Source organism: Vibrio mytili (genome assembly GCF_000830505.1).
GTDB lineage: Bacteria > Pseudomonadota > Gammaproteobacteria > Enterobacterales > Vibrionaceae > Vibrio > Vibrio mytili.
This window is the reverse complement of the sequence record NZ_JXOK01000026.1, coordinates 1-26,606: the sequence shown is the minus strand read 5'-3', so window position 1 is coordinate 26,606 and position 26,606 is coordinate 1. Positions and strand designations below refer to the sequence as shown.

The 26,606-nt window shown below is 44.3% G+C and carries 20 protein-coding genes and 3 pseudogenes; 15 read left to right on the top strand and 8 right to left on the bottom strand.

The features are described 5' to 3' along the window. Positions 1-9 precede the first annotated feature (9 nt). Both SU60_RS08355 and SU60_RS08350 read right to left on the bottom strand, forming a co-directional pair. Positions 10-750, bottom strand: a complete 741-nt coding sequence (locus tag SU60_RS08355) for an L-ribulose-5-phosphate 4-epimerase (RefSeq protein WP_041155119.1) — start codon at positions 748-750, stop codon at positions 10-12. Then, a complete protein-coding gene (locus SU60_RS08350) occupies positions 743-2,443 on the bottom strand; it encodes a ribulokinase (protein ID WP_041155118.1) in 1,701 nt (566 codons plus the stop codon). Before SU60_RS08350 ends, SU60_RS08355 begins: the two co-directional genes overlap by 8 nt. 370 nt (positions 2,444-2,813) lie before the next feature. Between SU60_RS08350 and SU60_RS08345 the strand changes: the two genes are divergently transcribed. The 7 genes and pseudogenes from SU60_RS08345 to yjfF all read left to right on the top strand — a co-directional run bounded on the left by SU60_RS08345 (position 2,814) and on the right by yjfF (position 11,391). After that, the gene (locus SU60_RS08345; protein WP_041155117.1) at positions 2,814-3,812 is read left to right on the top strand and encodes an arabinose ABC transporter substrate-binding protein; all 999 of its coding nucleotides are present in this window, start codon (positions 2,814-2,816) and stop codon (positions 3,810-3,812) included. 59 nt (positions 3,813-3,871) lie between these two features. After that, positions 3,872-5,387, top strand: a pseudogene (gene araG, locus SU60_RS22760) (L-arabinose ABC transporter ATP-binding protein AraG). Between the two features lie 17 nt (positions 5,388-5,404). Continuing rightward, positions 5,405-6,394 (top strand): L-arabinose ABC transporter permease AraH, encoded by a 990-nt coding sequence (araH, locus tag SU60_RS08335; RefSeq protein WP_041155116.1) that lies wholly within the window; start codon positions 5,405-5,407, stop codon positions 6,392-6,394. Positions 6,395-6,847: 453 nt separating this feature from the next. Then, positions 6,848-7,807, top strand: a complete 960-nt coding sequence (gene ytfQ, locus SU60_RS08330; protein ID WP_041155115.1) for a galactofuranose ABC transporter, galactofuranose-binding protein YtfQ — start codon at positions 6,848-6,850, stop codon at positions 7,805-7,807. Positions 7,808-7,859: 52 nt separating this feature from the next. Next, the gene (gene ytfR, locus SU60_RS08325; RefSeq protein ID WP_041155114.1) at positions 7,860-9,368 is read left to right on the top strand and encodes a galactofuranose ABC transporter, ATP-binding protein YtfR; all 1,509 of its coding nucleotides are present in this window, start codon (positions 7,860-7,862) and stop codon (positions 9,366-9,368) included. Positions 9,369-9,375: 7 nt separating this feature from the next. Continuing rightward, positions 9,376-10,400: pseudogene (ytfT, locus tag SU60_RS22755) on the top strand (galactofuranose ABC transporter, ATP-binding protein YtfT). After that, a complete protein-coding gene (gene yjfF, locus SU60_RS08315) occupies positions 10,393-11,391 on the top strand; it encodes a galactofuranose ABC transporter, permease protein YjfF (RefSeq protein WP_041155113.1) in 999 nt (332 codons plus the stop codon). Before ytfT ends, yjfF begins: the two are co-directional and overlap by 8 nt. 110 nt (positions 11,392-11,501) lie before the next feature. On the opposite strand, the gene SU60_RS08310 is transcribed toward yjfF, so the two are convergent. From SU60_RS08310 to SU60_RS08300, 3 genes are all read right to left on the bottom strand, one after another. Continuing rightward, positions 11,502-13,388 carry a methyl-accepting chemotaxis protein gene (locus SU60_RS08310; RefSeq protein WP_041155112.1) on the bottom strand — a complete coding sequence of 629 codons (1,887 nt, stop codon included), beginning with the start codon at positions 13,386-13,388 and terminating at the stop codon, positions 11,502-11,504. A 445-nt stretch (positions 13,389-13,833) separates the two neighbouring features. Then, the gene (locus tag SU60_RS08305) at positions 13,834-14,256 is read right to left on the bottom strand and encodes a GNAT family N-acetyltransferase (RefSeq protein ID WP_041155111.1); all 423 of its coding nucleotides are present in this window, start codon (positions 14,254-14,256) and stop codon (positions 13,834-13,836) included. A gap of 124 nt (positions 14,257-14,380) precedes the next feature. Further along, complete coding sequence (locus SU60_RS08300; protein ID WP_041155110.1) at positions 14,381-15,028, bottom strand: glutathione S-transferase family protein; 648 nt, start codon at positions 15,026-15,028, stop codon at positions 14,381-14,383. Positions 15,029-15,149: 121 nt separating this feature from the next. On the opposite strand from SU60_RS08300, the gene SU60_RS08295 reads away from it, so the two are divergent. Beyond that, complete coding sequence (locus SU60_RS08295) at positions 15,150-15,992, top strand: LysR family transcriptional regulator (RefSeq protein ID WP_041155109.1); 843 nt, start codon at positions 15,150-15,152, stop codon at positions 15,990-15,992. Here the strand turns inward: SU60_RS08295 and SU60_RS08290 are convergent, their stop codons facing one another. Continuing rightward, the gene (locus tag SU60_RS08290; protein ID WP_041155108.1) at positions 15,993-16,466 is read right to left on the bottom strand and encodes a GNAT family N-acetyltransferase; all 474 of its coding nucleotides are present in this window, start codon (positions 16,464-16,466) and stop codon (positions 15,993-15,995) included. Positions 16,467-16,811: 345 nt separating this feature from the next. On the opposite strand from SU60_RS08290, the gene SU60_RS08285 reads away from it, so the two are divergent. Then, a complete protein-coding gene (locus SU60_RS08285; protein ID WP_041155107.1) occupies positions 16,812-17,705 on the top strand; it encodes a LysR substrate-binding domain-containing protein in 894 nt (297 codons plus the stop codon). Between the two features lie 168 nt (positions 17,706-17,873). On the opposite strand, the gene SU60_RS08280 is transcribed toward SU60_RS08285, so the two are convergent. Continuing rightward, positions 17,874-18,578: a GntR family transcriptional regulator gene (locus tag SU60_RS08280; RefSeq protein ID WP_041155106.1), complete on the bottom strand. Its 705-nt coding sequence runs from the start codon at positions 18,576-18,578 to the stop codon at positions 17,874-17,876. Between the two features lie 288 nt (positions 18,579-18,866). Here SU60_RS08280 and SU60_RS08275 point away from each other — a divergent pair, with 288 nt between their 5' ends. The 3 genes and pseudogenes from SU60_RS08275 (at position 18,867) to SU60_RS08265 (ending at position 22,578) form a co-directional block, all read left to right on the top strand. Continuing rightward, complete coding sequence (locus SU60_RS08275) at positions 18,867-20,453, top strand: alpha-glucoside-specific PTS transporter subunit IIBC (RefSeq protein ID WP_041155105.1); 1,587 nt, start codon at positions 18,867-18,869, stop codon at positions 20,451-20,453. A 79-nt stretch (positions 20,454-20,532) separates the two neighbouring features. After that, positions 20,533-21,870: a 6-phospho-alpha-glucosidase gene (locus tag SU60_RS08270; protein WP_041155104.1), complete on the top strand. Its 1,338-nt coding sequence runs from the start codon at positions 20,533-20,535 to the stop codon at positions 21,868-21,870. 184 nt (positions 21,871-22,054) lie between these two features. Continuing rightward, positions 22,055-22,578, top strand: a pseudogene (locus SU60_RS08265) (GNAT family N-acetyltransferase). Positions 22,579-22,914: 336 nt separating this feature from the next. On the opposite strand, the gene SU60_RS08260 reads toward SU60_RS08265, so the two are convergent. After that, positions 22,915-23,889, bottom strand: a complete 975-nt coding sequence (locus tag SU60_RS08260; protein WP_041155103.1) for a TDT family transporter — start codon at positions 23,887-23,889, stop codon at positions 22,915-22,917. Positions 23,890-24,210: 321 nt separating this feature from the next. Here SU60_RS08260 and hxpB point away from each other — a divergent pair, with 321 nt between their 5' ends. From hxpB to SU60_RS08245, 3 genes are all read left to right on the top strand, one after another. Then, positions 24,211-24,867: a hexitol phosphatase HxpB gene (gene hxpB, locus SU60_RS08255; protein WP_041155102.1), complete on the top strand. Its 657-nt coding sequence runs from the start codon at positions 24,211-24,213 to the stop codon at positions 24,865-24,867. Between the two features lie 134 nt (positions 24,868-25,001). After that, on the top strand, positions 25,002-25,307 hold the full coding sequence (locus SU60_RS08250) for an NIPSNAP family protein (protein WP_041155101.1): 306 nt from the start codon (positions 25,002-25,004) through the stop codon (positions 25,305-25,307). A 436-nt stretch (positions 25,308-25,743) separates the two neighbouring features. Continuing rightward, positions 25,744-26,400, top strand: a complete 657-nt coding sequence (locus tag SU60_RS08245) for a QnrS family quinolone resistance pentapeptide repeat protein (protein WP_041155100.1) — start codon at positions 25,744-25,746, stop codon at positions 26,398-26,400. The last annotated feature ends 206 nt before the right edge of the window (positions 26,401-26,606 follow it).

Sequence of the window (26,606 nt, the reverse complement as noted above, 5' to 3'; positions counted from 1 at the left end):
CTTGTGTCCTTATTTTTTGGTTTGACCGTAGTAGGCGTTTGCGCCGTGCTTACGTAAATAGTGTTTATCGAGAAGCGCTGAGTTAATTGCGCTGACGCTTGCGTTGATTTGCAGAGTTTGCAGTGCCATGCCAGCAACAACTTCAACCACAACCGCGTTGTGAACGGCTTGATGAGGATCTTTTCCCCAAGTGAACGGCGCGTGCTCTTTAACTAGAATCCCGGGTGAGGCCATCACATCAGAATCACCAATGGTTTCGACAATGACTTTGCCAGTATTGAGCTCGTAGTCCGTCGCAATCTCTTCATCACTTAATGCGCGCGCGCACTCGATGGGGCCGTAGAAATAATCAGCATGGGTTGTACCTAGGGCTGGAATGGCTTTTCCGGCCTGAGCCCATGCCGTTGCTTGTGGTGAATGGGTATGGACGATGCCACCGATTTCTGGGAACTGACGATAAAGCTCCAAGTGAGTAGCGGTATCAGACGACGGATTAAGATCGCCTTCGACAATTTGACCTTGCAAGTCAACCACCACCATATTTTCTGCACAGAGATCGCTATATTCCACACCGCTTGGTTTGATGACGATTAAACCAGACTCACGATCAATGCCGGAGACATTTCCCCACGTAAAGGTCACGAGATTGTGGCGTTCGAGGTCCAGATTGGCTTGCCATACCTGATGGCGCAGTGCTTTGAGCCTGTCAGATAGCGCCGACACTTCATTCAAAATGCTTTGTTCAGACATCTTTTCGCTCCTGCTCTTGATGGAATTCCGCAATTTGTTCCATATGTTGACCTAATTGACGATACGTCGCGTAACGGTCTGCACGTAACGCTTGGACGCTTGGATCTGGCTGGTAAGTCTGACGAACAGGGCTTGCCATGACGGCTTGTGCCGCGTTGGTATCTTGGTACACACCGGCTGCAACGGCGGCAAAGATAGCTGCTCCTAAAGCACAGCATTGATCCGATTCGACTACGATGATCTCGCGACCAATAACATCAGCACACATTTGCATCACGTAAGGTGACTTTTGGGCGATGCCGCCAATAGCAATGACGCGCTCTACGTTGACATCTTGATCGATGAAACAATCAACGATCGCTTTAGCGCCGTGTGCAGTGGACTCGACTAAGGCTGAGAAAATCGCGGGTGAAGCACTGCCAAGATTTAAGTCGCAAATTGCACCTTTTAAGCGCTGATTGGCGTAAGGCGTTCTTCGTCCATTGAGCCAGTCCATGGCCACTGGTGTGTATTGATCAATCCGTTGCTGTGCCGCAGCATCTGACAACATTGGCAATAGCTCAGAAGCAATGTCATCTGCTGTTTTAGCGAAGCTTGGATTTTTCTCTGCATACGCTTGCAGCGGCCACATTAGGACGTTTTTGAACCACGCGTACATGTCACCAAACGCGGATTGACCGGCTTCTAAGGCGAGCAGGTTTGGCATTGCACTGCCTTCTACTTGGCCGCAGATGCCGTGAATTGTGCGGTCGCCGACTTGGTCAGCTTCAACCATCAGAATGTCACAGGTTGATGTGCCGATAACTTTTACTAAGTCATTGGCACCAGCACCAGCGCCGACCGCCCCCATATGGCAGTCAAATTCACCAATCGCAATGGCGATACCTTCTGGCAATCCTAATTTCTCTGCCCAGTCTTTAGACAGGTGCCCAGCAGCTTGATCGGAAGTAAATACTTCGGTAAACATGCGTTCACGCATGCCATCCAAAGTTGGTGAAATTGCACTTAAAAACGCTTGGTCTGGCAAACCACCCCAGCTGTCATGCCACATTGCTTTATGCCCTGCAGCACAAATGCCGCGTCGCAATTTTGCTGGATGTTGAGTCTCCGCTAGAGTTGCTGGGATCCAGTCACAAAGCTCAACCCAGCTGTAAGCGTGTTTTGCAACCTGTTCATCTTGTTCACTGACCCAGGCAGCTTTTGCCCAAAACCATTCCGAGGAATACACCCCACCAATGTAACGCGTGTAATCGGTAAATTGGCCTGAATGTGCCAGCTCGTTAATCAGATCCGCTTTGGTCACAGATGTGTGGTCTTTCCACAGTACAAACATCGCATTTGGGTTGTTTTCGAACTCAGGTAATAGCGCCAAAACTGTACCGTTTTCATCTACCGGAGCAGGGGTTGAGCCAGTCGTGTCCACGCCAATACCAACAACTGAAGCCGCAATTGATGCTGGAACAGTGGTTAACACTTCTTGAATTGCGCTCGTCATTGCATCTAAATAATCTTGCGGGTGATGTCGGAACTGTGATTGAGCTGGCTGGCAGTAGAGACCTTTCATCCATCTGGGGTAGTAAACAACAGAAGAAGAAACTTCTTGGCCTGTTTCTGCATTTACAATAAGAGCACGTACGGAATCCGACCCGAAGTCCAAACCAATTACATGCTGCTGCGTATTCAATGTATCCATGACAACTCCAACGTTTGGTCAGCAAATTAAATCTACTTGATGTTATAGACTCAGCTTGCCATTTATCCCATAAATAACGTTGCTATATTTATGGACAAAAACGTCGAGGGTGGTTTTTTGTGTTACTTGTAACTTAGTATTTCAATTGGTTAATCATTAAACAAAAACGGTCTCATTTAACGTTTTGATAACTTAAATTAGGTGATTTTCTCGAAATGGAGAATAATTGCGAGCTGAGTCATATCCTCTTTAGCTAAATGGATGGACAAAATTGCTACATTTTTTTGCTGTGATTCTCGTCACTAATAATCTTGTCAGAATGCTCAAATATGTATAGCGAACACTTACCTCTACCAGTGGATGGATAACAATGAAACTAAAAAAACTACTCACAATTGCTGCTCTATCTGGCATGACTATGCTCAGCGCGTCTGCTAACGCATTTTTCGGTTCAGATGATGGAATGAGACTTGGCTACCTAGTTAAACAACCAGAGGAACCTTGGTTCCAAACCGAATGGTCGTTTGCAGAAAAAGCCGGTAAGGATCTCGGCTTTGAAGTGGTTAAGATGGCGGTGCCTGATGGTGAAAAAACCCTTAATGCGATTGATACTCTTGCGGCTCAAGGTGCAAAGGGCTTCGTTATCTGTACGCCAGATCCGAAGTTGGGTCCAGCGATTATGGCCAAAGCAAAAAGCTATGACCTGAAAGTGGTTACCGTGGATGACCAATTCCTAAATGCTAAAGGTGAGCCGATGACAGATGTTCCGCTTGTCATGATGGCGGCTACCGCAATCGGTGAGCGTCAAGGTAACGAACTGTACAAAGAAATGCAGAAACGTAACTGGGATGCTTCTACAACAGGTGTCATGGCAATTACAGCCGATGAGCTTGATACAGCACGTCGCCGTGTAGACGGTTCTATTTCTGCTCTAAAAGCTGCTGGCTTCCCTGAAGGGCAAATCTATCGTGTACCAACCAAAACCAATGATATTCCTGGTGCATTAGATGCAGCAAACTCACTGCTGGTTCAATACCCAGATGTCAAGCAATGGCTTGTGGTTGGCATGAACGATAACACCGTGCTTGGTGGTATTCGTGCGACAGAAGGTCAAGGTTTTGGTGCTGACAACGTAATCGGTATCGGTATTAATGGTGTGGATGCGGTGAACGAGCTAGCGAAATCTCAGCCAACTGGTTTCTACGGTTCATTACTCCCTAGCCCAGATGTACATGGCTACAAGAGTATCGAATCGCTTTACAAGTGGGTGAAAGATGACGTTGAACCAGAGAAATTTGTTGAAGTGACGGACGTGGTTCTTATTACACGTAAAAACTTCAAAGACGAACTGGCGAAAAAAGGGCTGTAAGTTCACCTTGGGTGACGGCTACGTTGGCCGTCACCAATTGATTTAACGGAGAGAATGTCATGGCGAAGTCCCCCTCTTACCTAGAATTTCGAAATATCTCGAAGCACTTTCCAGGTGTTAAAGCCTTGAACAACGTTAGTTTTCGCGCAGATGCGGGCAGTGTTCACGCTTTAATGGGTGAAAACGGTGCGGGTAAATCGACTCTGCTCAAAACGTTAAGTGGCTTTCACCAGCCTACCGAAGGCACATCGCTATTGATGGTAAAGAAGTGGCTCTAAACTCCACCAATGATGCACTTGATTATGGCATAGCGATTATTTATCAAGAGCTGAACCTTGTGCCAGAACTGACGGTTGCTGAAAATATTTACCTTGGTCAATTACCGACCAAAGGTGGTCGTGTTGATACCGAAACCCTCAACAATAATGCCCGAGTTCAGCTAGAGCGTTTAGGTGAAACCTTTGATCCGTCTTGCCAGTTAAAAGAACTGTCAATCGGTCAATGGCAAATGGTAGAAATTGCAAAAGCACTTAGCCGTAACGCGCAAATTATCGCTTTTGATGAGCCCACCAGTAGCCTATCCCAGCGTGAAATTCAGAATCTATTCAAGGTCATTCGTGAACTGCGAGACTCTGGAAAGATCATTATGTATGTATCACACCGTATGGAAGAAATATTTGACTTGTGTGATGCCATTACCATTTTCAAGGATGGTCAACATGTTCAGTCGTTCCACGATATGTCGGAACTGACTCATGACCGCTTAGTTGAACTCATGGTTGGTCGTGAAATTAATGATATTTACAACTATCGCTCTCGTCATCTAGCAAAAGTGGCCTGCGTTTGGACAATTTCGAAGGGCCGGGGCTCACTGCACCAGTCTCTTTGGATATCAAGCAAGGTGAGATACTGGGTCTATTTGGCCTCGTAGGCGCTGGCCGAACAGAGTTAACTCGCTTGATTTTTGGTGCGGACAGAAAAACGGGTGGTGACCTTTACTTGCATGATGTAAAGATTGGGATCAAAACCCCCCAAGATGCGATTCGTGCCGGCATTACACTCTGTTCCGAAGACCGGAAAGCAGACGGTATTGTTCCTATTATGTCGGTACAAGAAAACACCAATATCAGCGCTCGCCCTTGGAATTTAAAACTCAAGAGTTTGATCAATTTTGAGTGGGAAAATGCAAACGCCACTAAACAGAAAAAGGCGTTAAATGTAAAAGCGTCTTCATTAGAGCAACCCATTGGCAAGTTATCCGGCGGTAACCAGCAAAAAGTGATTCTTGGACGTTGGTTATCAACGGCAATGAGCGTCATTTTATTGGATGAGCCGACGCGTGGTATCGACGTGGGTGCCAAATCTGAGATTTACGAACTGATTTTTAAGCTGGCAGAAAACGGAGTCACGGTACTCGTCGTTTCCAGCGATTTACCGGAAGTGTTGGGTATCTCTGACCGTGTTCTTGTCATGAAAGAAGGAGAGGTCACCGGTGAACTACAACGCGACGAATTTAATGAACAAACTGCGCTTCGCCTAGCAATGTTAGATAAAGAAGACTCAGCAGCCGCTTAAAACGAAGGAATATCATTATGTCTGTTACAACCTCTACAAAAGTACTAGAAGAAAAGGGCGCTAAGCGTTCGTGGAATTTTGCTGGGATTTGGGACCGATTCGGTATGCTGATGGTGTTCGCGGGTCTGTTTTTATTGTGTGCGTTCTTCGTACCTTACTTTGCTACTTTCATTAACATGAAAGGTCTTGGCTTGGCTATTTCGATGAGCGGGATGGTGGCATGTGCCATGCTATTCTGTTTAGCATGTGGCGACCTTGACTTATCTGTCGCTTCCATCATTGCTTGCTCTGGTGTCGTCACCGCCGTTGCAATCAATGCCACTGGCAGTGTTGTGCTCGGTGTCGGTGCTGGCCTGTTATCTGGTGTTGCTTTTGGTTTGCTTAATGGTTTTGTGATTGCCAAACTGCAAATTAACGCATTAATAACCACTCTGGCGACAATGCAAATTGCGCGTGGCCTTGGCTACATTATCTCCGACGGTAAAGCGGTTGGTATCACAGAAGAAAGCTTTTTCGCTTTAGGTAATTCTTCTTTGCTTGGCATCCCGACACCAATCTGGCTAACGATTATCACTTTTGCGGTGTTTGCTTTTTTGCTGAATCGTACGGTTTATGGCCGCAATACGCTGGCGATCGGCGGTAACGAAGAGGCAGCGCGCTTAGCGGGTGTGAATGTTGTTAAAACTAAGATGATCATTTTCACGGTGTCTGGCTTCATCTCTGCTCTTGCTGGTGTAATCTTAGCTGCGCGTATGACCAGTGGACAGCCAATGACATCGGTCGGTTTTGAGCTGGTGGTTATCTCTGCTTGTGTATTGGGTGGTGTGTCGCTAAAAGGCGGTATCGGTAAAGTCTCTTACGTTATTGCGGGTGTGCTTATTCTGGGAACGGTAGAGAATGCGATGAACCTACTGAATATGTCGCCATTTGCTCAGTATGTTGTACGTGGTGCAATCTTACTAGCCGCGGTAATATTTGACCGTTACAAACAGGGTTCAAAAGCATAATTTTAAATATCGGGGAAATACCTAAATTTATTATTTGGTTCGCTATTTAGTTTTAAAGGCTCCTTTACTTAAGGAGCCTTTTTTATTATAGAAACAGAACTAAATAGACATTGCGATCACATCTCGAAATCTTAGTTCAAGACCATTTTATAGCAGAAGTTATTTCTTATTAACCAAGCAAATAGATATTGGAAATAGTGTTTATTTTCGTGTATTCGTTCGAACTAGACCTTGGTTTGATTGAAAATGAATCTTTTGGTGAGTGTTTTTAAATAAATCATTAATTTAATTGCTATTAAAATGGATTTTTTTGCTATCGAAAACTCAATGTGACCAAGATCTAATCTGATCATATAAATGTGTCCTAACCTCTGAATGTATAAGAAATATACATTCATGCAGTACCTTTCCAATAATTAAATGTGAATTATAAATAACAGGTAGAGAACGATTATGCTAAAAAAACTGACCCTAGCAACGGCAATCGGTAGCCTTTGTATGTCTGCTTCCGTATTTGCTAACTCCCTGACAGTAGGCTTCTCACAAATTGGTTCAGAATCTGGATGGCGCGCAGCAGAAACCGCCGTCTCAAAAACTGAAGCGGAGAAGCGCGGTATTAACTTAAAAATTTCTGACGCTCAGCAGAAACAAGAGAACCAAATCAAAGCGGTTCGCTCCTTCATTGCACAGGGCGTGGATGCCATTTTTATCGCCCCTGTGGTTCAAACTAGTTGGGGACCGGTACTGGAAGAAGCAAAAGATTATGATATACCAGTGTTTTTGCTCGACCGGGGTATTACCGTCGATGACGATTCTCTTTATATGACCGCAGTGACAGCGGATAATGTACTAGAAGGTAAAGTCGCAGGTGAATGGTTACTTAATACCGTCAAAGACAAGCCTTGTAACGTGGTTGAATTGCAGGGTACGGTAGGCGCGAGTGTCGCTATCGATCGTAAAGAAGGCTTTAACGAAGCGATCAGCCATGCCGACAATGTCAAGATTGTACGTACGCAGTCAGGCGAATTTACCCGGAGTAAGGGTAAAGAAGTCATGGAAAGCTTCATTAAAGCAGAAGATGGCGGAAAGAGTATTTGTGCCGTATTTTCGCATAACGACGATATGGCGATTGGTGCAATACAAGCGATTAAAGAAGCCGGTTTAAAACCGGGTGAAGATATTTTAGTTGTCTCTATTGATGCGGTTCCAGATATATTTAAAGCAATGATTGATGGAGAGGCAAATGCAACTGTTGAGCTTACGCCAAATATGGCAGGTCCTGCATTTGACGCGCTTATTTCATTCAAAAATGATGGCGTGACCCCACCGAAAAAAATAGTGACAGAGTCCAAGCTTTATTTACCTAAAGATGCGCAGTCGCAACTTGAAATGAAAAAAGATTTGGGTTACTAAAAATTAGCTAAAAACCTCTCACTGACTATTAGTGGGAGGTTTTGGAGTTTGTATGTCTTCTGCTCAACCTAACGATGACTACGTCTTACGTGCCGAAGGAATTAGTAAACACTTTCCTGGCGTAAAAGCACTGCAAAATGTCGATTTCTCGCTAAAAAGAGGGGAGATCATGGCATTACTTGGAGAAAATGGTGCAGGTAAGTCGACTTTAGTCAAAACGCTCACCGGAGTTTATCATCGCGATGCGGGTGATATTTTCCTAGAGGGGCAATCTATTTCTCCACAAAATACCGCACATGCACAGCAATTAGGTATCGGTACGGTATATCAAGAAGTCAACCTGTTGCCTAATATGTCCGTCATGGACAATTTATTCATCGGTAACGAGCCGAAAAAATGGGGATTTGTTGACCGAAAAGCAATGACGCAACAAGCCACCCAGATCATGTCCAGTTATGGTCTTCACTTAGATGTGACTCAACCCTTAAATAGCTTTTCGGTTGCTATTCAGCAAGTTATTTCCATTGCTAGGGCGGTGTCCCTGTCAGCCAAAATCCTTATTCTTGATGAGCCCACCGCGAGTTTGGATAGTAATGAAGTCGAGATGCTGTTTGGCATCATGCGTGATTTGCGTGAGAAGGGCATTAGTCTGGTATTCATTACGCATTTCCTCGACCAAGTGTATGCAGTGAGTGATCGGATCACGGTTTTACGCAATGGCGAGTTAGTGGGAACTCGTGAAACCAGTGAGCTTCCTCAGATCGAGCTGGTTAAGATGATGCTAGGACGTGAACTCGAAGACAACGCACTTAAGCGGGCGGGTAAAACTCAACTAAGTGTTGAGCCCACGGTTGAGTTTTCTCAATATGGAAAAAAAGGCACGATCGAGCCGTTTGACCTCAAAGTTCATGCAGGTGAAATCGTCGGTCTTGCGGGGCTGCTAGGCTCAGGCCGGACCGAAACGGCAAAAGTGATTTTTGGGATTGATCCCAGCGACAGTGGTAGCTGTAAACTGAAAAGTCGGCCAATCAAAATCACGTCTGCTCGCCAAGCGTCACAACATGGCTTTGGATTTTGTCCTGAAGACCGCAAAACGGATGGCATTGTGGGCGCGGCTTCGGTTAGAGAAAATATCATTTTGGCCTTGCAAGCTCAGCGGGGTTGGTTCCGCCCAATACCTCGAGCAGAGCAAGAAGAGATGTCTGAGCGTTTTATCAAGCAACTGGGTATAAAAACCCCGGATATTGAGCAGCCGATAGAGTTTCTTTCTGGAGGTAATCAGCAAAAAGTTCTGCTTGCTCGCTGGTTGTTGACCAAGCCACGTTTTTTAATTTTGGATGAGCCTACTCGAGGCATCGATGTTGGGGCGCATGCGGAAATAATACGTTTAATTGAATCTCTGTGTGCGAATGGTCTTGCGTTGTTGGTGATTTCATCTGAGCTGGAAGAGCTGGTGGGCTATGCCGATCGAGTCGTTGTACTCCGAGACCGAAAACAAGTCGCGGAAATCCAGACCGAGGATCTTTCCGTTCCTGCGATCATGCAAGCAATAGCGATGTGAGGCTCCGATGACAACAATTAATCCTTCAACTCAGGGAAGTGCACGACCAAAGTCGAGGTTTAGCCTCCCTAAAGGTGCACCTCAGATATTGGCACTTTTGTGTCTGTTTTTAGTAAACGCGATAATCGCTGATAATTTCTTTTCGATTCATATTCAAGATGGTCGTTTATTTGGCAGTGTTATCGATATTTTTAACCGTGGTGCGCCTGTTGCGCTCTTAACGATTGGAATGACGTTAGTGATCGCGACTGGCGGAATTGACTTATCTGTTGGTGCGGTCATGGCCATTAGTGGGGCAGTGATGGCAAGCATGGCAACACAAGGCTACGCGCCAGAAACCATTTTAGTTTGCGCCTTGTTATCAGGTGTCGCATGCGGTTTGTGGAATGGCTTTTTAGTTGCGGTATTTAAGATCCAGCCCATTGTCGCCACCTTGATATTAATGGTTGCAGGGCGAGGTATTGCACAGTTAATCACGCAAGGCAGATTGTGACCTTTGATAACGACACCTTAGCTTGGTTTGGTAGCGGATCGTTCATGTTGCTGCCGACACCGATCATATTGTTGATTATTGCTATGCTTGGCATCTGGTGTTTAACCAAAAAAACCGCACTCGGGCTGTTCATTGAATCTGTTGGTATCAATATTAAAGCGGCCAAAAACGCGGGGATAAATACCCCGATCATCGTGATGTCTGTGTATGCGTTGAGTGGTTTGATGGCCGCGCTTGCGGGTATTATCGTCGCAGCAGATATTAAAGGTGCAGACGCAAACAATGCGGGCTTATGGCTCGAAATGGACGCGATTCTTGCCGTGGTGATTGGCGGAACGTCTCTGATGGGAGGGCGCTTTAATTTATTCTTGGCATTGATTGGGGCATTTATTATCCAGAGTATTAACACGGGTATCTTGCTTTCTGGCTATCAACCTCAGTGGAACCACATCGTTAAATCCGTCGTTGTACTGACTGTTCTAGTGATGCAGTCTCCAGCCGTGATTCAAGCTATCAAGAGGAAATTCCATCATGATTAAACGTAACTTTCCTCTGTTTATTACGATTTGTGTTTTCTGTATTGGTTATGTCTTTTGTGCGCTTGAGTTTCCTGCGTTCATGACGACCCGAGTGATCTGTAATATTCTGACTGATAATGCCTTTTTGGGAATTCTTGCCGTTGGCATGACGTTTGTGATCCTCTCTGGCGGTATTGATTTGTCTGTGGGTTCCGTCGTGGCGTTTACGGGCGTATTCATGGCAACCATGATCGGTGAGTGGGGCTTTGACCCGTTCTTTGCCATGGGCATTGTGCTGATCATGGGTATGCTGTTTGGTGGCTTTATGGGCTGGATCATCGATACATTAAAGATCCCTGCGTTTATCGTCACGCTGGCTGGGATGTTCTTTTTACGTGGGGCTAGCTTTTTAATTTCAGAGCAATCCATTCCTATTCAAGATCCGGTGTTTAAAGAGCTTTCTCGCACAGCATGGCATATATGGGGCGGGGGACGCTTGAGTCTGATGGCGGTGATCATGCTTGTTGTCGTGGTCGCTGGTATCTTGCTCGCCCACCGCACCCGCTTTGGTAACAATGTCTATGCCGTTGGTGGTAATGCGACCTCGGCTGGATTGATGGGCGTGCCAGTGCGCAGAACAGTCATTGGCATTTATATGCTCTCTACCTTTTTGGCGACTTGTGCTGGTATTGTGTTCTCTATCTATACTTCTGCGGGTTACCCACTCGCTGGGGTTGGGGTTGAACTGGATGCCATTGCCGCGGTTGTAATTGGTGGGACGTTGCTCTCCGGTGGGGTCGGCACGGTGCTAGGCTCGCTGTTCGGCGTGCTCATTCAAGGCTTAATTCAAACCTACATTACCTTTGACGGTACATTGAGCTCTTGGTGGACAAAAATCATTGTCGGCATTTTGCTGTTTGGCTTCATTGGGCTGCAACGTTTACTCCTCGTAATGGGAGAACGACGTAAGCAAGTCGCGAGCTCTGCGGAGTTGAAATCTGTTCCCAGTTAATATGCCTCTGTGAACAGAGCCATGCAGCAAGTGTTTACGCACCCTTGATAATAAAAAACCCCGTGATGACTCAGCGGGGTTTTTATTATCGTTGATTTATCGTGCTGGTATTAGGATAACTTAAATGTCGCTACTTTTGAGTTTAGGCTTTCTGCTTGGGATTTGAGCTCGGAAGATTGGCTCATCGAATCTTCGGCTCCCACGACAAGCTGATCGGTGACATCTTTAATCGATGTCACGTTTTGCGTAATCTCATTGGTCACGTGTGTTTGTTCCTCTGCGGCCGTTGCGATTTGCGTTGCCATATCACTGATCAGTGCGACCGCGGAATTGATTTCATCCAGTGCAAGCGCTGCACGATCGGCATCTTCTACCGAACCTTGGGCCAGTTCAGAGCTCTTTTCCATAATAGTTACGGCTTTTTGTGTGGTTTGTTGCAGTGTCTCGATGGTTGTGCGGATCTCTTCAGTCGACGTATGGGTTCGTTGAGATAGAACGCGAACTTCATCCGCCACAACCGCAAAACCACGTCCTTGTTCCCCTGCGCGGGCCGCTTCGATTGCCGCGTTAAGAGCCAATAAGTTGGTTTGTTCTGCGATGTCTCGAATCGTAGACAGTACGGTAGAAATGTCCTGCGCGTGCTGATTCAGATCGCCAATGACCATGCTGGCTTCATTTACCTCAGACGACAGGTTGTTGATTGATGATTTCGTATTGATCACCAACTCATGACCGTTCTGAGTACTTGATGAGGAATCTTGCGCAGCTTTCGCGGTTTGTTCTGCATGAGACGCAATCTCTTGAGTTGCTGATGCCATTTCTGTTACGGCAGTCGCCACCATCGCAATTTCTTGTTGCTGGTGGTTTAAATCCGTCACCGATTGGTTCGCACGAGTTGTACTATGTTCCGACTGTTGGTTGAGTTCTTCTGCTTGTGTTCGAATATGACCGATCAGTTGATGCAAGCTTTCGACAAACAAGTTAAAGTTTTCTGCCAACTTGCCCACTTCATCATGATTCTCTACCTGAATACGCTGGGTGAGATCCCCACTACCGTTAGCGATTTGCGATAAAGCGTTAGACACGTTGTACAATGGACGGAACAGGATATTACACAACAAGTTAAACAGTGCCACACAGATGATCACTACGATACTGGTTGCTATAATTTGGTCCCAAACGGCATCGTATATTGGCTTCACCAACGAGCTGTGATCGACGACGGTCACCGTTGTTAGTTTTGTTCCCTTGATCGGTTTTGAGTAGATGACGTAGTCTTCCCCATTGATCGTAACTCGGTGACTGATGCCGGCCCCTGACGCCGATTTAAGGTCGTTGCTATTTAAACCAAGCTTGCTCAAAGGTTGGTTAAGCAGTTTAGTATTATTGTGCGTAAAGATATTGCCGTCTTGGTTGGCGATAAACATATAGCCTTTACCAGGAAGGATGACTTGGTTAAGACTGTTGAGGATGTCCGTGATCTCAACGTCAGCACCCAGTACCACGGTTTGACCATGCAACTGCAATGCTTTCCCTAGGGAAACGACATTGGCCCCGGTCGCTGCCGCGACAGTCGGATTATCCATAAACACGGAACTAGGGTCCGCTTTAGCGTTGATGTACCAACCCCACTTACGAGGATCATTGTTTCCTGGCGGTAAAATCACACCGTTAGCGTTTTTTTGTGACCCGTCCGGGTAGGCCAAAAATACATTATCAAAGGCGCCAGAATCTCTAACTTGTTTTAAATGGGTCACAAGTGATGAAGGCTCTGCGTCTTGAGAAAGTGCCGTCAGTGCACGTTCTTTAGAGGTTAGCCAATCACTTACATATTGATTGTAAGATGTGCTGGTGCTTTCTAAGCGCTGTGCGACTTCGATATCGAGTCTTTGCAGAGAGTCTCTGAAAGACAACCCTTCAACCAACACTCCCCCGAGGATAATGGCAGCACTGGCGGAGATCGCCAGTTTGTTTTTTAGTGACAAGTTCTTAAACATATATGCCCCATGATTAATAGATGCTTATTGTTGTTCATATTCCCCCTGCGTTGCTTAGTCTATGAGCATGATCTCTCCGACTGAGGCAACACTGGTAAGGTCGCTATATGAGCTTATTTATTGTTTTTGTTTTTATTGCTTACTGTAGATGTTTCGACTGATATGACTAAAAACTTGAGTCGATTCTCGTTGCTATGACCAATAAATTTCAGTCACGAAATTAATGCAGGAATCGGACCCTTTTGTCAGAGTATTCTTACTTTTGTATTTATTATTTAAAAACATGGTGTTGGAAGAGGTAGGCAGGTTTAGCGTGTGATCATTGCGGTCTTTCTATCAAATCTTAGCGTGGTGTTGCTATGGAGATTTAGCAATCACCACCTTGTTATTGGATAAAGAGGCAGTGAATTGCCATATGTGTTTGCATGACTAGCAAGTAGGGGGGTTATAGGTTTTTTCTTAGCCCGATTCGGCTATGACCTTTGGGAAAATCGTCTAAACGAGCAAACTCTTCAAAGCCCAGTCGTTGGTAAAAACCAGGTGCCTGCCAGCTTTGCGTCCAGAGCCATAAACCGGATAACTCGAGTGTTTTCGCATGCGTCTCTGCTTGAACCATTAACTGTTTCCCCATTCCGGTCCCGCGACAGCTGTCGTCAACCCAAAGCTCATCGATATAAAGCCAATCCCAGAGTAAATCAGCGGTAAGTACCGCAATGAGATTGCCTTGTTCATCCTGAACCGTCCAGTTGAACCGTTCTTTGTGATAAGGAGGCGCGAGTTGGGTTTGGCTATGGGACTCAAAGCCAGCGGTCAATTGATTTTGCTGGTGAGCGGTGAGATTGCCTTTCGAAAACTGTATTGGTGACATGTGCTTCTCGACTCGTTGAACAAGGAGACAAGAATACAGCATATACCCAAACAACCTCAAACCACTCAGCGTTTATACCAATCCGGATGAGATTGGTATTCAACGGGAAGAAGCAAGCGAGTTATCAAACCTCCTCACCGGCTTCATCTTCTTCCACAATGTCGGTTTCTAAACTCGCTTGTTTCAACCACGGTTGCAGCGATGCACTGGTCAACACTTTGCGTTGGTAAGCGCTCGCACTTTCGGAAAGCTCAATACCATAGGTTTGAAAACGTAGTGCTACTGGTGCGTACATGGCATCAGCGATAGACCATTCGCCGAATAGCCATCCTTGCGGATACTGTTTGGCTTGCTCTGACCAAATCGCGTCGATACGAGCAATATCCTTCATCGCGCCTGCACTGAGTGTTACGTTTCTGCGAGCTCGGATATTCATCGGCAGCTCATTCCTGAGGTCGGTAAAGCCGGAATGCATTTCCGATGCTATTGCCCGTGCTTTTGCTCTTTCTGCCGCATGACTTGGCCACGCTTTTCCTTGTAGCAGTTGTTCGTTCACGTACTCCAAAATCGCGAGTGAATCCCATACTGTGATATTGTTATGAACTAGGGTTGGGACTTTAGCGGTTGGTGTGATGCCTTCCAAGGTTCGGTAGAAATCTTCAGTGAACAGTTTCAGCTTGGTCACTTCCACATTTAGATCATATTGAGAGAAGATCAGCCAGGCACGCAGTGACCAGCTTGAGTAGTTTTGATTACCAATAAACAATTGCATTTGAGCCTCCATGCGATGGGGTGTTGCGAAGAATGAAATAACAATATCTGATTGTTTTCCAGTGAACTAACGGATAGTTTTGATGGAATACTTTCACAAAAACGATGGATGAACTTTCGACATGGATATCGATGCCTTACGCAGTTATCTTGCTTTCGTAGAGACAGGCAGCTTTACCCGAGCCTCCCGACAAATCAATCGCACCCAGTCTGCGTTTAGCGCTCAAATGCGTAAGTTAGAAGAGGAACTCGGAGTAAGCTTATTTGAGAAACATGGTCGTAACCTGGTCTTAAGTGAAGCTGGGTTAGCCCTTCGTTCCCATGCGGAGCAACTTGTTAGGTTACACAATCAAGCGCTCAAGCAAGTAAAGCGGTATGAGAATAAACGCCCATTCCGGTTGGGTTGCCCAGAAGATTACAACGATAATATTTTGCCGCATGTGATTCGTGTTCTACAGCAAGCGGAGCCGACATGTTCTATTCATGTGTACAGTGAACCTAGTATTAGCCTGAGAGAGAAACTGGATCAGGGAAAACTGGATGCGGCGATTGTGACTCGGGCGCCGGACAGTGAAGAAGGCTACTGGCTTACCAGTGATAAAGGTGTGTGGATTTGCCATCCCGATTTCACATTCAATGACGCCGAGCCTTTGCCTTTGGCATTATTTCAGACTGACTGTAAGTACCACGCCGCAGCGATTGATAGTTTAACGAAGCGAGGCACGGCTTATCGATTGCTGGCGTGTAGCAATACTGCCTCTGCTCAGCGAGCGATTGTCCGTGCAGGAATGGCTGTCGGAGCGATGGGCAGGATAAGTGTCACTAGCGATCTAAAGATTCTCGATAATATGCCTTCATTGCCTGCCGTCGATATTGTGTTGATTACCGGCATTGAGCCTCATCCGGTGCTTGATACGGAGAGCATAGGAAAATGGTTCGAAGCAATGCCAGAATACAACGTGTGATCACGCGGTGGTTTTCTCACTCAGCGTTTTTGTCATAAATCGACTCATGGGATCTTCTGTATAGCCGGCAAAAGGCTCGCAATAGCAAAACCCAAACTTTTCGTACAAGTTACGCGCGGGTTTAAAAAAAGCTTGGGAACCTGTTTCTAAGCTCACTTTTCGATAACCATTTTCAATCGCGGTGTTGAGTGCATGAGTTAGGAGTGCACTAGCCACACCCGAGCGTCTCGCCAAGGATGACGTTCTCATCGATTTTAACTCTATGTGCTCTGGGGTCAGTTGTTTTATGGCAAGGCAGCCTTGTAATTCACCTCCTATCCAGGCACTAAAAAAGGTAATGTCGGGTGACTTAAGGCTTTCGACATCTAGAGCATGAACACTCTCTGGTGGCGAGTTGGCATACATGTCTGCAAGGTGCTCTTCCAACAAGTGGATCACTTCACCACCGGATAAATCATCAATCACGATGTCCATATCTTTACTTTCCTTTATTCATGTGTATTGAGAGAACCGTTTTTTGTTTTTATACCAATTAGTTTAAATTATAAAAACCTCGAAAAGTGTGTGTTTTCTCCTTCTTCATGATGGAGCCCAATGTCTTTTCGGATATGAGGTGTGAGATTCGTAACCTGATTTCGATTCCGACGAAATAACAATTTTAAGCATATGTTTTTCAGTATATTAAAGAGTTTTCCCTTTTGGGTTAGCCTAAAGTTTAACATTCGTCGAGCCTTGATTCTGGATTAGATACCTTTATTATCAAGACTATGAAGACCAGTTACGAACAACCATTTATTACGGGAAGTATAAGTACAGCTTATGGACAACCGACTTCGTTTCCTTTCGGCACTTCACTATTTTGAGTCTGCCTCGCGACTAAAAAGCTATAGTAAAGCAGCTGAAGAGTTACACGTAACCCAAGCTGCGATTAGCCAAAAATTACGCCAGCTTGAAGAGCGTTTAGGGTGCAAATTGTTTATTCGTCGCGGACGAGAAATGCACCTGACTGACAAAGGGAAAATCCTTCAACATCATGTTAATGATGGCTTTAAACACATCATAACTGGGCTGAATAGGATTCAGAATGAACCTTTGGAAGGCATACTCAATGTGAGTGCTCCGCGTTCATTCTCAACGCGTTGGTTGATGCCTAGGTTGTGGAAATTCACGATGGCGTTCCCACACATCCCGATTCGAGTGCAAACCGTCAAGGATATTGATATTCGGCATACTGAAACCGACGTATTAATATGGCAGGGAGATGAGCGTGTCGAACACCTAGATTTAGAGCAAGAGTCATTGTTTGAAGAAGCGATCTATCCTTATTGCTCGCCCCAACTTGCCGAGTCCATCAACTTTGTTCGACCAGAACAATTGCTCAACTGTTGGTTGATTGACTTTCACTCGGCATCGTTTAGCTGGGAGCAATGGTTTCAAAGTGCTAATGTCAGCACGAAAAGAGAAGTGCTTCAATGGATGGAAGTGAGTACCTTTGATATGGCAATCAACGCTGTTGTCGCTGGACATGGGGCTTGCCTAGCGACGGAAAGCATTTCGGCAGATTTTGTCGAGCGCGGCTTGCTAACCAAGCCTTTTGATATCGGGTTGAATCCAGGTATTCGATATACTGTCATTAGCGATCCTGCTTCTTCACGCGCGCTAAGAATTAATGCATTTAAATCTTGGCTTCATAAAGAGCTCAACTTCGACTAATTAACCTCGATTATTACTAACAGGTATTATTGGTTGCGTTGATCCGGTTTCTCACAGTAGAGCCAGCCTTATCTGCGGTATCGCAAATAGAGAAGCCAATTGCGATATTTGGCCCGTTTGTGAAGAAAATATCGGAAGCAGAGCATTTCATTCGATCAGTAAGATCAACTATTTACAGCGTTTGAGATAATGTTTGTAAGACATCGTTTCTGGCTTCGATACAATGCGTGTATATTCAAACACTCGACCATCAGTAAGAATGCCGACTGATGAGATGCACATCAAGGGTTTGTTCTTATCTACTCCTAATATCTCACACATGTGTTGAGTGGGCATAATGGCCTCAAAGTCTTGATATGCACCATCGATTTCAAAACCAAGTTCGTTTTCTAAGTAGGCGTATTTAGACCCTTCTAGAGACATAACCTTCATTTTGGGGTACATCGCCATTGCCATATATGAGTCTTCGTAGACAGAAGGCACGCCATTGATTAGTTTGAAACGACGGATAAAGTAGACTTTTTCACCTCTTTCTAACTGTAAAATCTGTGCTAACTCTTCGTCGGCATCAATAACAGTAAACTCAACGATCTTGTACTCAAGGCTGCTACTTGAATCAGTAAAGTATTCACTTGTACTTTTTAATTCCAACATTGAGCCAACCATCGTTTTACCAATGATGGTTGTTCCGGCCCCTTGGCGCTTTTCTACTAAGCCTAGCTTCACCAGTTCATCAATTGCTTTTCGAATGGTAATACGACTAACTGAGTATTGTTCAACCAAAGCTTTTTCCGTCGGAAGCGTATCACCAATTGCAAATTCATCTGAATCAATACGGTTTTTTATCTCCTGCATGATTTGTTTATACAGCATAAGTTACCTCTCTAATTACTGACGAAATTATCACATCGCAGATAATACAAATCAATGACCTTTGTCGCTCTGTATCGCATTTATGCGGTTTTTAAGTGCATATAAAACACGTAAAGGTTATTTATAGGTTATGCAATGTGACCTAAATCTCAATGGTTGTTCTTTATTTGTATCAGATCACAAATTAATTGTATTTAATTTGTATTGTTTTGGGCGCGGGAGTAATTTGACAGTGTCGAAAGACGGAACACTGTGAAGATGAATAAATAATAAATTAAGGATCCTGCCATGTTGAGTGCGATACAACGTTTAGGCGGAGCAATGTTTACCCCTGTTTTACTATTTCCGTTTGTCGGGATATTAGTAGGACTAACCATTGTTCTCAAAAACCCGATTTTTGTTGGTGATTTGGCCGATAAAAGCGGCCTTTATTATCAAGTGTTACAAGTGATTGAAGAAGGTGGCTGGACCATCTTCCGTAATATGGCGCTATTGTTTGCGGTTGGATTACCAATTGGTTTAGCAAAAACCGCCCATGCCAGAGCAGTCATGGTGGTGATGGTTTCATACTTAACCTTCAACTACTTTATCGGTGCAATGGGAAGTGTTTGGGGGGAATTTTTTGGTGTCGATTTTTCTCAATCCATTGGTGGAACTTCAGGGTTAACTGAAATTGCAGGTATCAAAACCATCGATACTGGTATTTTTGGCGCAATTATTATTTCCGCTTTGGTGACTTATATACATAACCGCACCTTTGAAAAGCAGCTACCTTCATACTTAGGCATTTTCCAAGGGGCCTCTTTCGTCGCGATGCTTTCGTTCTTCGCTATGCTTCCTTCAGCTTGGTTAACGTTGTTCATTTGGCCTTCAATTCAACATGGGATTCTGAATTTACAATACTTTATGGTTGAGTCTGGCTCGTTTGGAGTTTGGTTATATACATTTCTTGAACGCATCTTAATCCCAACAGGGTTACATCACTTTGTATATGCTCCGTTCGTGTTCGGTAATGTGGCGACGCCAAATGGTATTACCGTTGACTGGTTTACCAATCTAGAAGTGTTCACTCAGTCTAGCCAAGCGATGAAAGACCTTTTCCCAGCAGGTGGATTTGCATTGCACGGTAATTCCAAGATTTTTGGTTGTACAGGTATTGCGCTTGCGATGTACCACACAGCAAAACCAGAAAACCGTAAAAAAGTTGCAGCGTTACTTATCCCGGCCACATTAACCGCAGTGCTGGTTGGTATCACTGAGCCACTCGAGTTCACGTTTCTTTTTATTGCACCTTGGCTATTTGCTATTCACGCATTGCTTGCAGGCACTATGGGCGGTGGCTTGATTGAAGTTGCAACGGGGAATTGGATTCCATTACTTGGCAATCACACCAGTATGGTGACCACACAAATCGCAATTGGCTTATGTTTTACCGTCCTTTACTACTTCGTATTCAAGTACCTAATCATTCGGTTTGATGTGCCAATTGCAGGTCGAGGCAAAGGCGAAATGAAACTGCATACCAAAGAAGACTTTAATAAAAAGTACGGGATTACCAGTAAAGACAATCAAGGTACTAGCCCACTACAAATCCAAGCATTTGAGACTATTCATGGCTTAGGTGGTGTCGTAAATATTGCAGATTTAAGCAACTGTGCCACTCGCTTACGTGTGACCGTGGAAGATGCAAGCAAAGTCAATCCTGCTGAATATTTTATAGATACTGGCGCGGTGAACTTAGTAAAAAATGGCAATGCTGTACAAGTGATCATCGGCTTGAATGTGCCCCAGCTACGTGAGGAGTGCGAAAAGATTATTAACGAATATAAGTCAGAGCAACGAACGGAAGAATTAACGCTTAGCTCGGCTAATTAGAAGCCAATTAGAAGCAAATAACTTTAAACAATTATTGTAGCGGCGGCGAAAGCGTTGCCCGAAAAAAGAGAGGCATATTATGAAAAAAGAATTCTCAGTTGTTATTGCAGGCGGTGGTTCAACATTTACTCCTGGCATCGTAATGATGCTGCTAGAAAACCAGGAGCGTTTTCCTATTCGCAAACTGAAATTCTACGATAACTTTGCGGCACGCCAGGAAACCGTGGCTGAAGCTTGTAAAATCTTACTTCAAGAACGAGCGCCGCATATCGAATTTTCTTACACAACTGACCCAGAAGAGGCGTTTAGTGACATCGATTTTTGCATGGCTCACATCAGAGCAGGACTTTACGCCATGCGCGAACAAGACGAGAAGATTCCACTTCGTCACGGCTGTGTGGGACAAGAAACATGTGGCGCTGGTGGTATGGCTTATGGCCTGAGATCGATTCCTGCTGTTATGGAATTAATTGATTACATGGAGAAATACTCGCCAAATGCTTGGATGTTGAACTACTCAAACCCAGCCGCGATTGTAGCTGAAGCTTGCCGTGTTATGCGTCCAAACTCAAAAGTACTGAACATCTGTGATATGCCAATTGGTATCGAAACTCGTATTGCAGAGATTTTAGGTTATGACGATCGTAAGCAGTTCGACATCATGTACTACGGTCTTAACCATTTTGGTTGGTGGAAAGAGTTCAAAGACAAGGCAACCGGTGAAGATCTCATGCCGCGTATCAAAGAATATATTAAACAATATGGATATTTGCCACCAAGTGCGATGAATGGTGCTCAGCACACCGATGAATCTTGGAAGGAGACTTTCATTAAAGTACGTGATGTGTATGCACTTGATCCTGAGACTATTCCGAACACATACCTAAAATATTACATGTATCCTGATTACGTCGTAGAACACTCTAACAAAGAGTTCACCCGTGCAAATGAAGTCATGGATGGCCGCGAGAAGGAAGTGTTTACCGAATGTCATCGTATCATCGCCAATGGTACTGCGAGAGATACGACGATCGAAGTGGAAGAGCACGCTTCATATATTGTTGATTTGGCGACAGCCATTGCGTTCAACACCAAAGAACGCATGCTACTTATAGTGCCCAACAATGGTGCGATTAATAACTTTGATCCAACAGCAATGGTTGAAATTCCATGTATCGTTGACAACACGGGCGCTAAGCCGCTGCAAATTGGAGAAATCCCTGAGTTTCAAAAAGGGATGATGAATCAGCAAGTATCGGTAGAAAAACTGGTTGTTCAAGCGCACGTTCAGGGTTCTAAACAAAAACTATGGCAAGCGCTGACGCTGTCCGCAACCATCCCTAGTGCCAAAGTAGCAAAAGAGATTTTGGAGGATTTACTTGAAGCAAACAAAGAGTACTGGGTAGAAATGAAATAATGACTCACAATTGATAATGCCCTGCTCATGCAGGGCATTTTTTTATCGTTGAAACGTATTTTGAGTATGCGAGTTTTGGCTTTAAGCTCTCTCGGTAGTATCAATGAGAACAAACTGTGACTTTGTTTTCTTCATGATTAAACGCATTATAGGCATTTGGCAAAGAATATTAATAGTGAGTTAAATGAGTATAGCGATACATACAGAGCGATTGATATTAAGGCAGCTGTCAGATAATGACTGGAATCTATTTCAACGCCTTCACTCAAACCCTGATGTCATCAGCTTATGTTTTGATGAGCCAAGTGTGGTAGAGATAAAAGATAGGTTTGAGTCTCGGCTGCCACCATGGTCAATCGGCTCGGAGCATTGGTTGTGTTTAACGATCATCGAGATAGAAACAGGCAAGAAGGTAGGAGTAACAGGGTTGCGTCTATCCGATGGAGTTGCGGAGGTTGGTTACCTATTCCTCCCAATGTTTCATGGTAAAGGGTACGCTACTGAGTCACTTCAAGCGGTATTGAGGTGGTCAACTTCTTTTGGCGTAATTTCTCGCTACAAAGCCGTAGTGACAGAAGCAACGTTGCCTCGGAGAAAGTGCTCGAAAAGTGTGGATTTTGCCTCTCAGAGGTCGTAAAGGACGCTTATGTGATTCGAGGAAGTGTTTTTGACGACCATATCTTTACAAAGTGTATTACGGCACAATGAATTAGGCTAGGTGGCCGGCGTTGCTCACTACATCCGTTAGGCGCAATATATGCCATACATTGACGTGATAAGTGTAATACCACCAATATTATTCTATGCATATCAGGTCTATAATAATTCATACGCACGTCGCAGATATTATTGTCCCATTCCTTTTATAGAACCCACATGTTGAGAAAGTGATTTGGCAAAGAAGAAGCCAGTAACATAACTTACTGGCTTTAATTAAAAGACTTTCAACGTATTTTGGAACGACAAATCCACTGACAAGAGATGGTTCAGCAACAAAAAGTCTCATGACAAACTAAATGATGAAGCTGAATTTTGCCTATCAATTTAGGCCTGAGGCGCTGCCATCAAAGGCTTCTGGATCAATAGGTTATTAATGTATTGTAGAGAGACATAAGTAACCACAATTGTCGCAACAATCAACTCCAACCCTGCTAAACCACGAACTTGGTGGACATAGTCAGCCGATAGACCGTGCGCTTCCATCCAATTGGCCATTTTAAACAGTGCCGTTGCTCCAATGACCATCGGGAAAGTAAACGCTGCATAACCAGGACTAAATGGCAGCCTTAACAATTTGAAGAAGGCTAAGTAGATGATGGCTGTCATCAAGACTGAGATACCAAATAGTAGAGCAAGAATCACGGGTGATGGTGTAGCTGTAACGGTTAAGTAACCAGCCAACGATAGGCTCGCTGGCGCCGCTAAAATTGCCATGGTTGGTTTAGCCTCATCTGGGATCTCATGAGTAAACATAAAGCGGTAAATCATCATTGGTAACATCACCGCGTAAGCGAGCATACCAAACACCAATGCACCATGCGCAATTGGCGCAAGCAACAGATTTCCAGAGAACGAAACATCAGCCACAATAATACCAACAGGGGGTACAAACCAACTTGGTACCATGTGGTGAAGTTCGAAATTTTTCGCACGATGGTACAAAAAAGTCACCAAGAACACTATGTGTAACAACACTGCAAACAACCAAAGTGCATCACCTGCAATCGGGAAAAAGTGTCCTAATGAATTGGATACCACCATAGTTCCCATCACAAAAGTTGGAACAACGCTGCCAACCACAGGATGGGCAAGATCTTGTCTCAACAGATGATTGTGAAAAAGAAATTTAACCGCCAATATGCCTAGCAATACACTGGCAATACCTGCGCTAATCCACTGTCCATAGCCATGTAATTCAGCGAAGTTTTCCCAACTCCAACCTAAGCTCGCAATACCAAGTGCTAAGCCCGCCATTGGCGTTGGTGCACCCATTACTTTTGCTTTTGTTCTTTGAATCATGACGACCTCTAAGTCTGGCTAATTTTCTATGAGGTGTATCTTACGCCTGAGATTCGTTTTAATATATCTAGTTATTTAGAATGTACGTTCAAAATTTCTTAACGAAAAATCATAGCCAGTCATTTATCTCTTGATATATAGGTTACCTCTATCATCAGTTACATGTTTGATGATAGAGCGAACGCATCAAGCCATCAGTATTACTCGCAAGTCACACGTTGTATCACACCACTTCAATTTACATGTTATGCTCTTGAATCGCGCCAGGGAGAGGCTCAAAGTTTCTAGCAGTAGTTAAAACAACACTTGGGATAAAGCATAGTGATACAAGCAGCAATTTTTGATATGGATGGTTTATTGATTGACTCTGAACCACTTTGGCAACTCGCGGAACGAGAGGTATTTTCTTCCCTTGGTGTGAAAGTAACTGACGAGTTAGCTGCGCAAACAGCTAAGATGACAACGAGAGAGGTTACACAGTTCTGGTTTAAACTCTATCCTTGGTCTGATCTGCATCTTGATGACGTGGAGAATGCTGTCATAAATAGGGTCGAAGCTTTAGTTGAAGAAAGGGGGAGCGAGTTACAGGGTGTAAGTAGAACTCTTTCCTTGCTCAGAAGCAAAGGTATGAAGATAGGACTTTCAACAAACTCGCCGTATCAACTTATCCCTGTCATATTGAATAAGTTAGGTATAGCGAGTTTCTTTGATGCAATATCTTCTTCTGACGATGTCAAAAAAGGCAAACCCGAGCCAGATGTCTATTTATCGACAATCAATAAGTTAGGTGTTGAGGCCGCTCACTGTATTGCGTTTGAAGACTCGTACTCAGGAATGCTCGCAGCAACGAGAGCGAATATCAAAACCATTGTTGTCCCCCATCCAGACAGATATCAGCAAGATTTTTCTGAATCACACCTAAAATTACAGAGTTTGTCTGAATTCAATGAGAAACACTTAGCGGCCTTAATGAGCTAGCTGATGTAGATAGCTCAAATTTGCCCTATTCGGTGTTACTAACTTCAATTGCTTAGCTTGAATTCCAGATTCACTGACCAAATTTATCTAATACTCAGGATGTGAGTAGCCTATAGAAAAAGAAGGAGCTGTCAGTGATCACCTGTTACGTTAGATACGTTATTGACCCTAAGAAAATCCCTGAATTTGAACATGCCCGTATGTGGATTCCACTCGTTGAACAGTTTGGTGGTATACATCATGGGTATTTTTTACCGTCGGAAGGAGCGAATAACATTGCAATGGCATTGTTTTCATTTCCATCTTTATCCGACTATGAAAAATACCGTCATGACTCGGCATCAGACGAAAATTGTAAAGCTGCATTCAAGTATGCAGAAGAAACGGACTGCGTAGTGAGTTATGAACGTAGCTTTTTCCGTCCAATTCTTACTGAGTGATTCTGTGTCAGCACCGATAAGTTCTGACACTAGTTTGCCTATCATTGAGTCAGCCAATAGTGAGCTGACTCATTTATGCCCCAAAATGTTCTAGATAACTCTATCGCTAATGAGAAAGGCTGCATTTGTTTCATTACATTCTTAACCTAAACTTGGAGCTGTCTAATTTCTAGCTGGCGATTCACTAAAGATAAAATGGGACTGTGGCCAAGCGCTTGCTAATAAAGCACAGCTCGCCTGCCCCAATCTAGAGCGAATAACTTTTTTCAACAGCGCCGCATACTAATGTTAGAGCGATAGGTGCTCTACGCGCCAATTTGCCCCCTTAAAACAGGTAAATTGAGGGGTTGTAATGTGTTGATATAACAGGGTTTTATTCTGATGTCTTCGCATATGTATAATGGTAGGCTTGCCCTCAGTTCAGCAAGGAGTACTCATGGAAACCTACAATCATACATATCGGCACCACAACTTTTCACATAAAGACTTAAGTGCTCTCACCTTCACTGCTTGCACATTTATTCGCAGCGACTTTCGACGTGCTAACTTGCGCGATACGACATTCGTCAACTGCAAGTTCATTGAACAGGGTGATATCGAAGGTTGCCACTTTGATGTTGCAGATCTTCGTGATGCAAGTTTCCAACAATGCCAACTTGCGATGGCAAACTTCAGTAACGCCAATTGCTACGGTATTGAGTTCCGTGCGTGTGATTTAAAAGGTGCCAACTTTTCCCGAACAAACTTTGCCAATCAAGTGAGTAATCGTATGTACTTTTGCTCAGCCTTTATTACTGGATGTAATCTTTCCTATGCCAATATGGAGCGGGTTTGTTTAGAAAGATGTGAGTTGTTTGAAAATCGCTGGATAGGAACTCATCTAGCGGGTGCATCACTGAAAGAGTCAGACTTAAGTCGAGGTGTTTTTTCCGAAGATGTCTGGGGGCAATTTAGCCTACAAGGTGCCAATTTATGCCACGCCGAACTCGACGGTTTAGATCCCCGAAAAGTCGATACATCAGGTATCAAAATTGCAGCTTGGCAGCAAGAACAGCTTCTCGAAGCACTGGGTATTGTTGTTTATCCTGACTAATTGCTTTGATGTGTGATTTTAAACGCTCAAATTTATAAAACGAATAATATTCTCACCCTTGCAATAATAGACATAGGAACAACCATGTACAACTTTTTATCCTCTGGCGCATTTGTTGAAACCTTCACAATAGAGCCATATAGCAGTGGGTCACTTAATGGGCTTAAATTTGCCATTAAAGATAATATTGATATTGCTCCCGAATT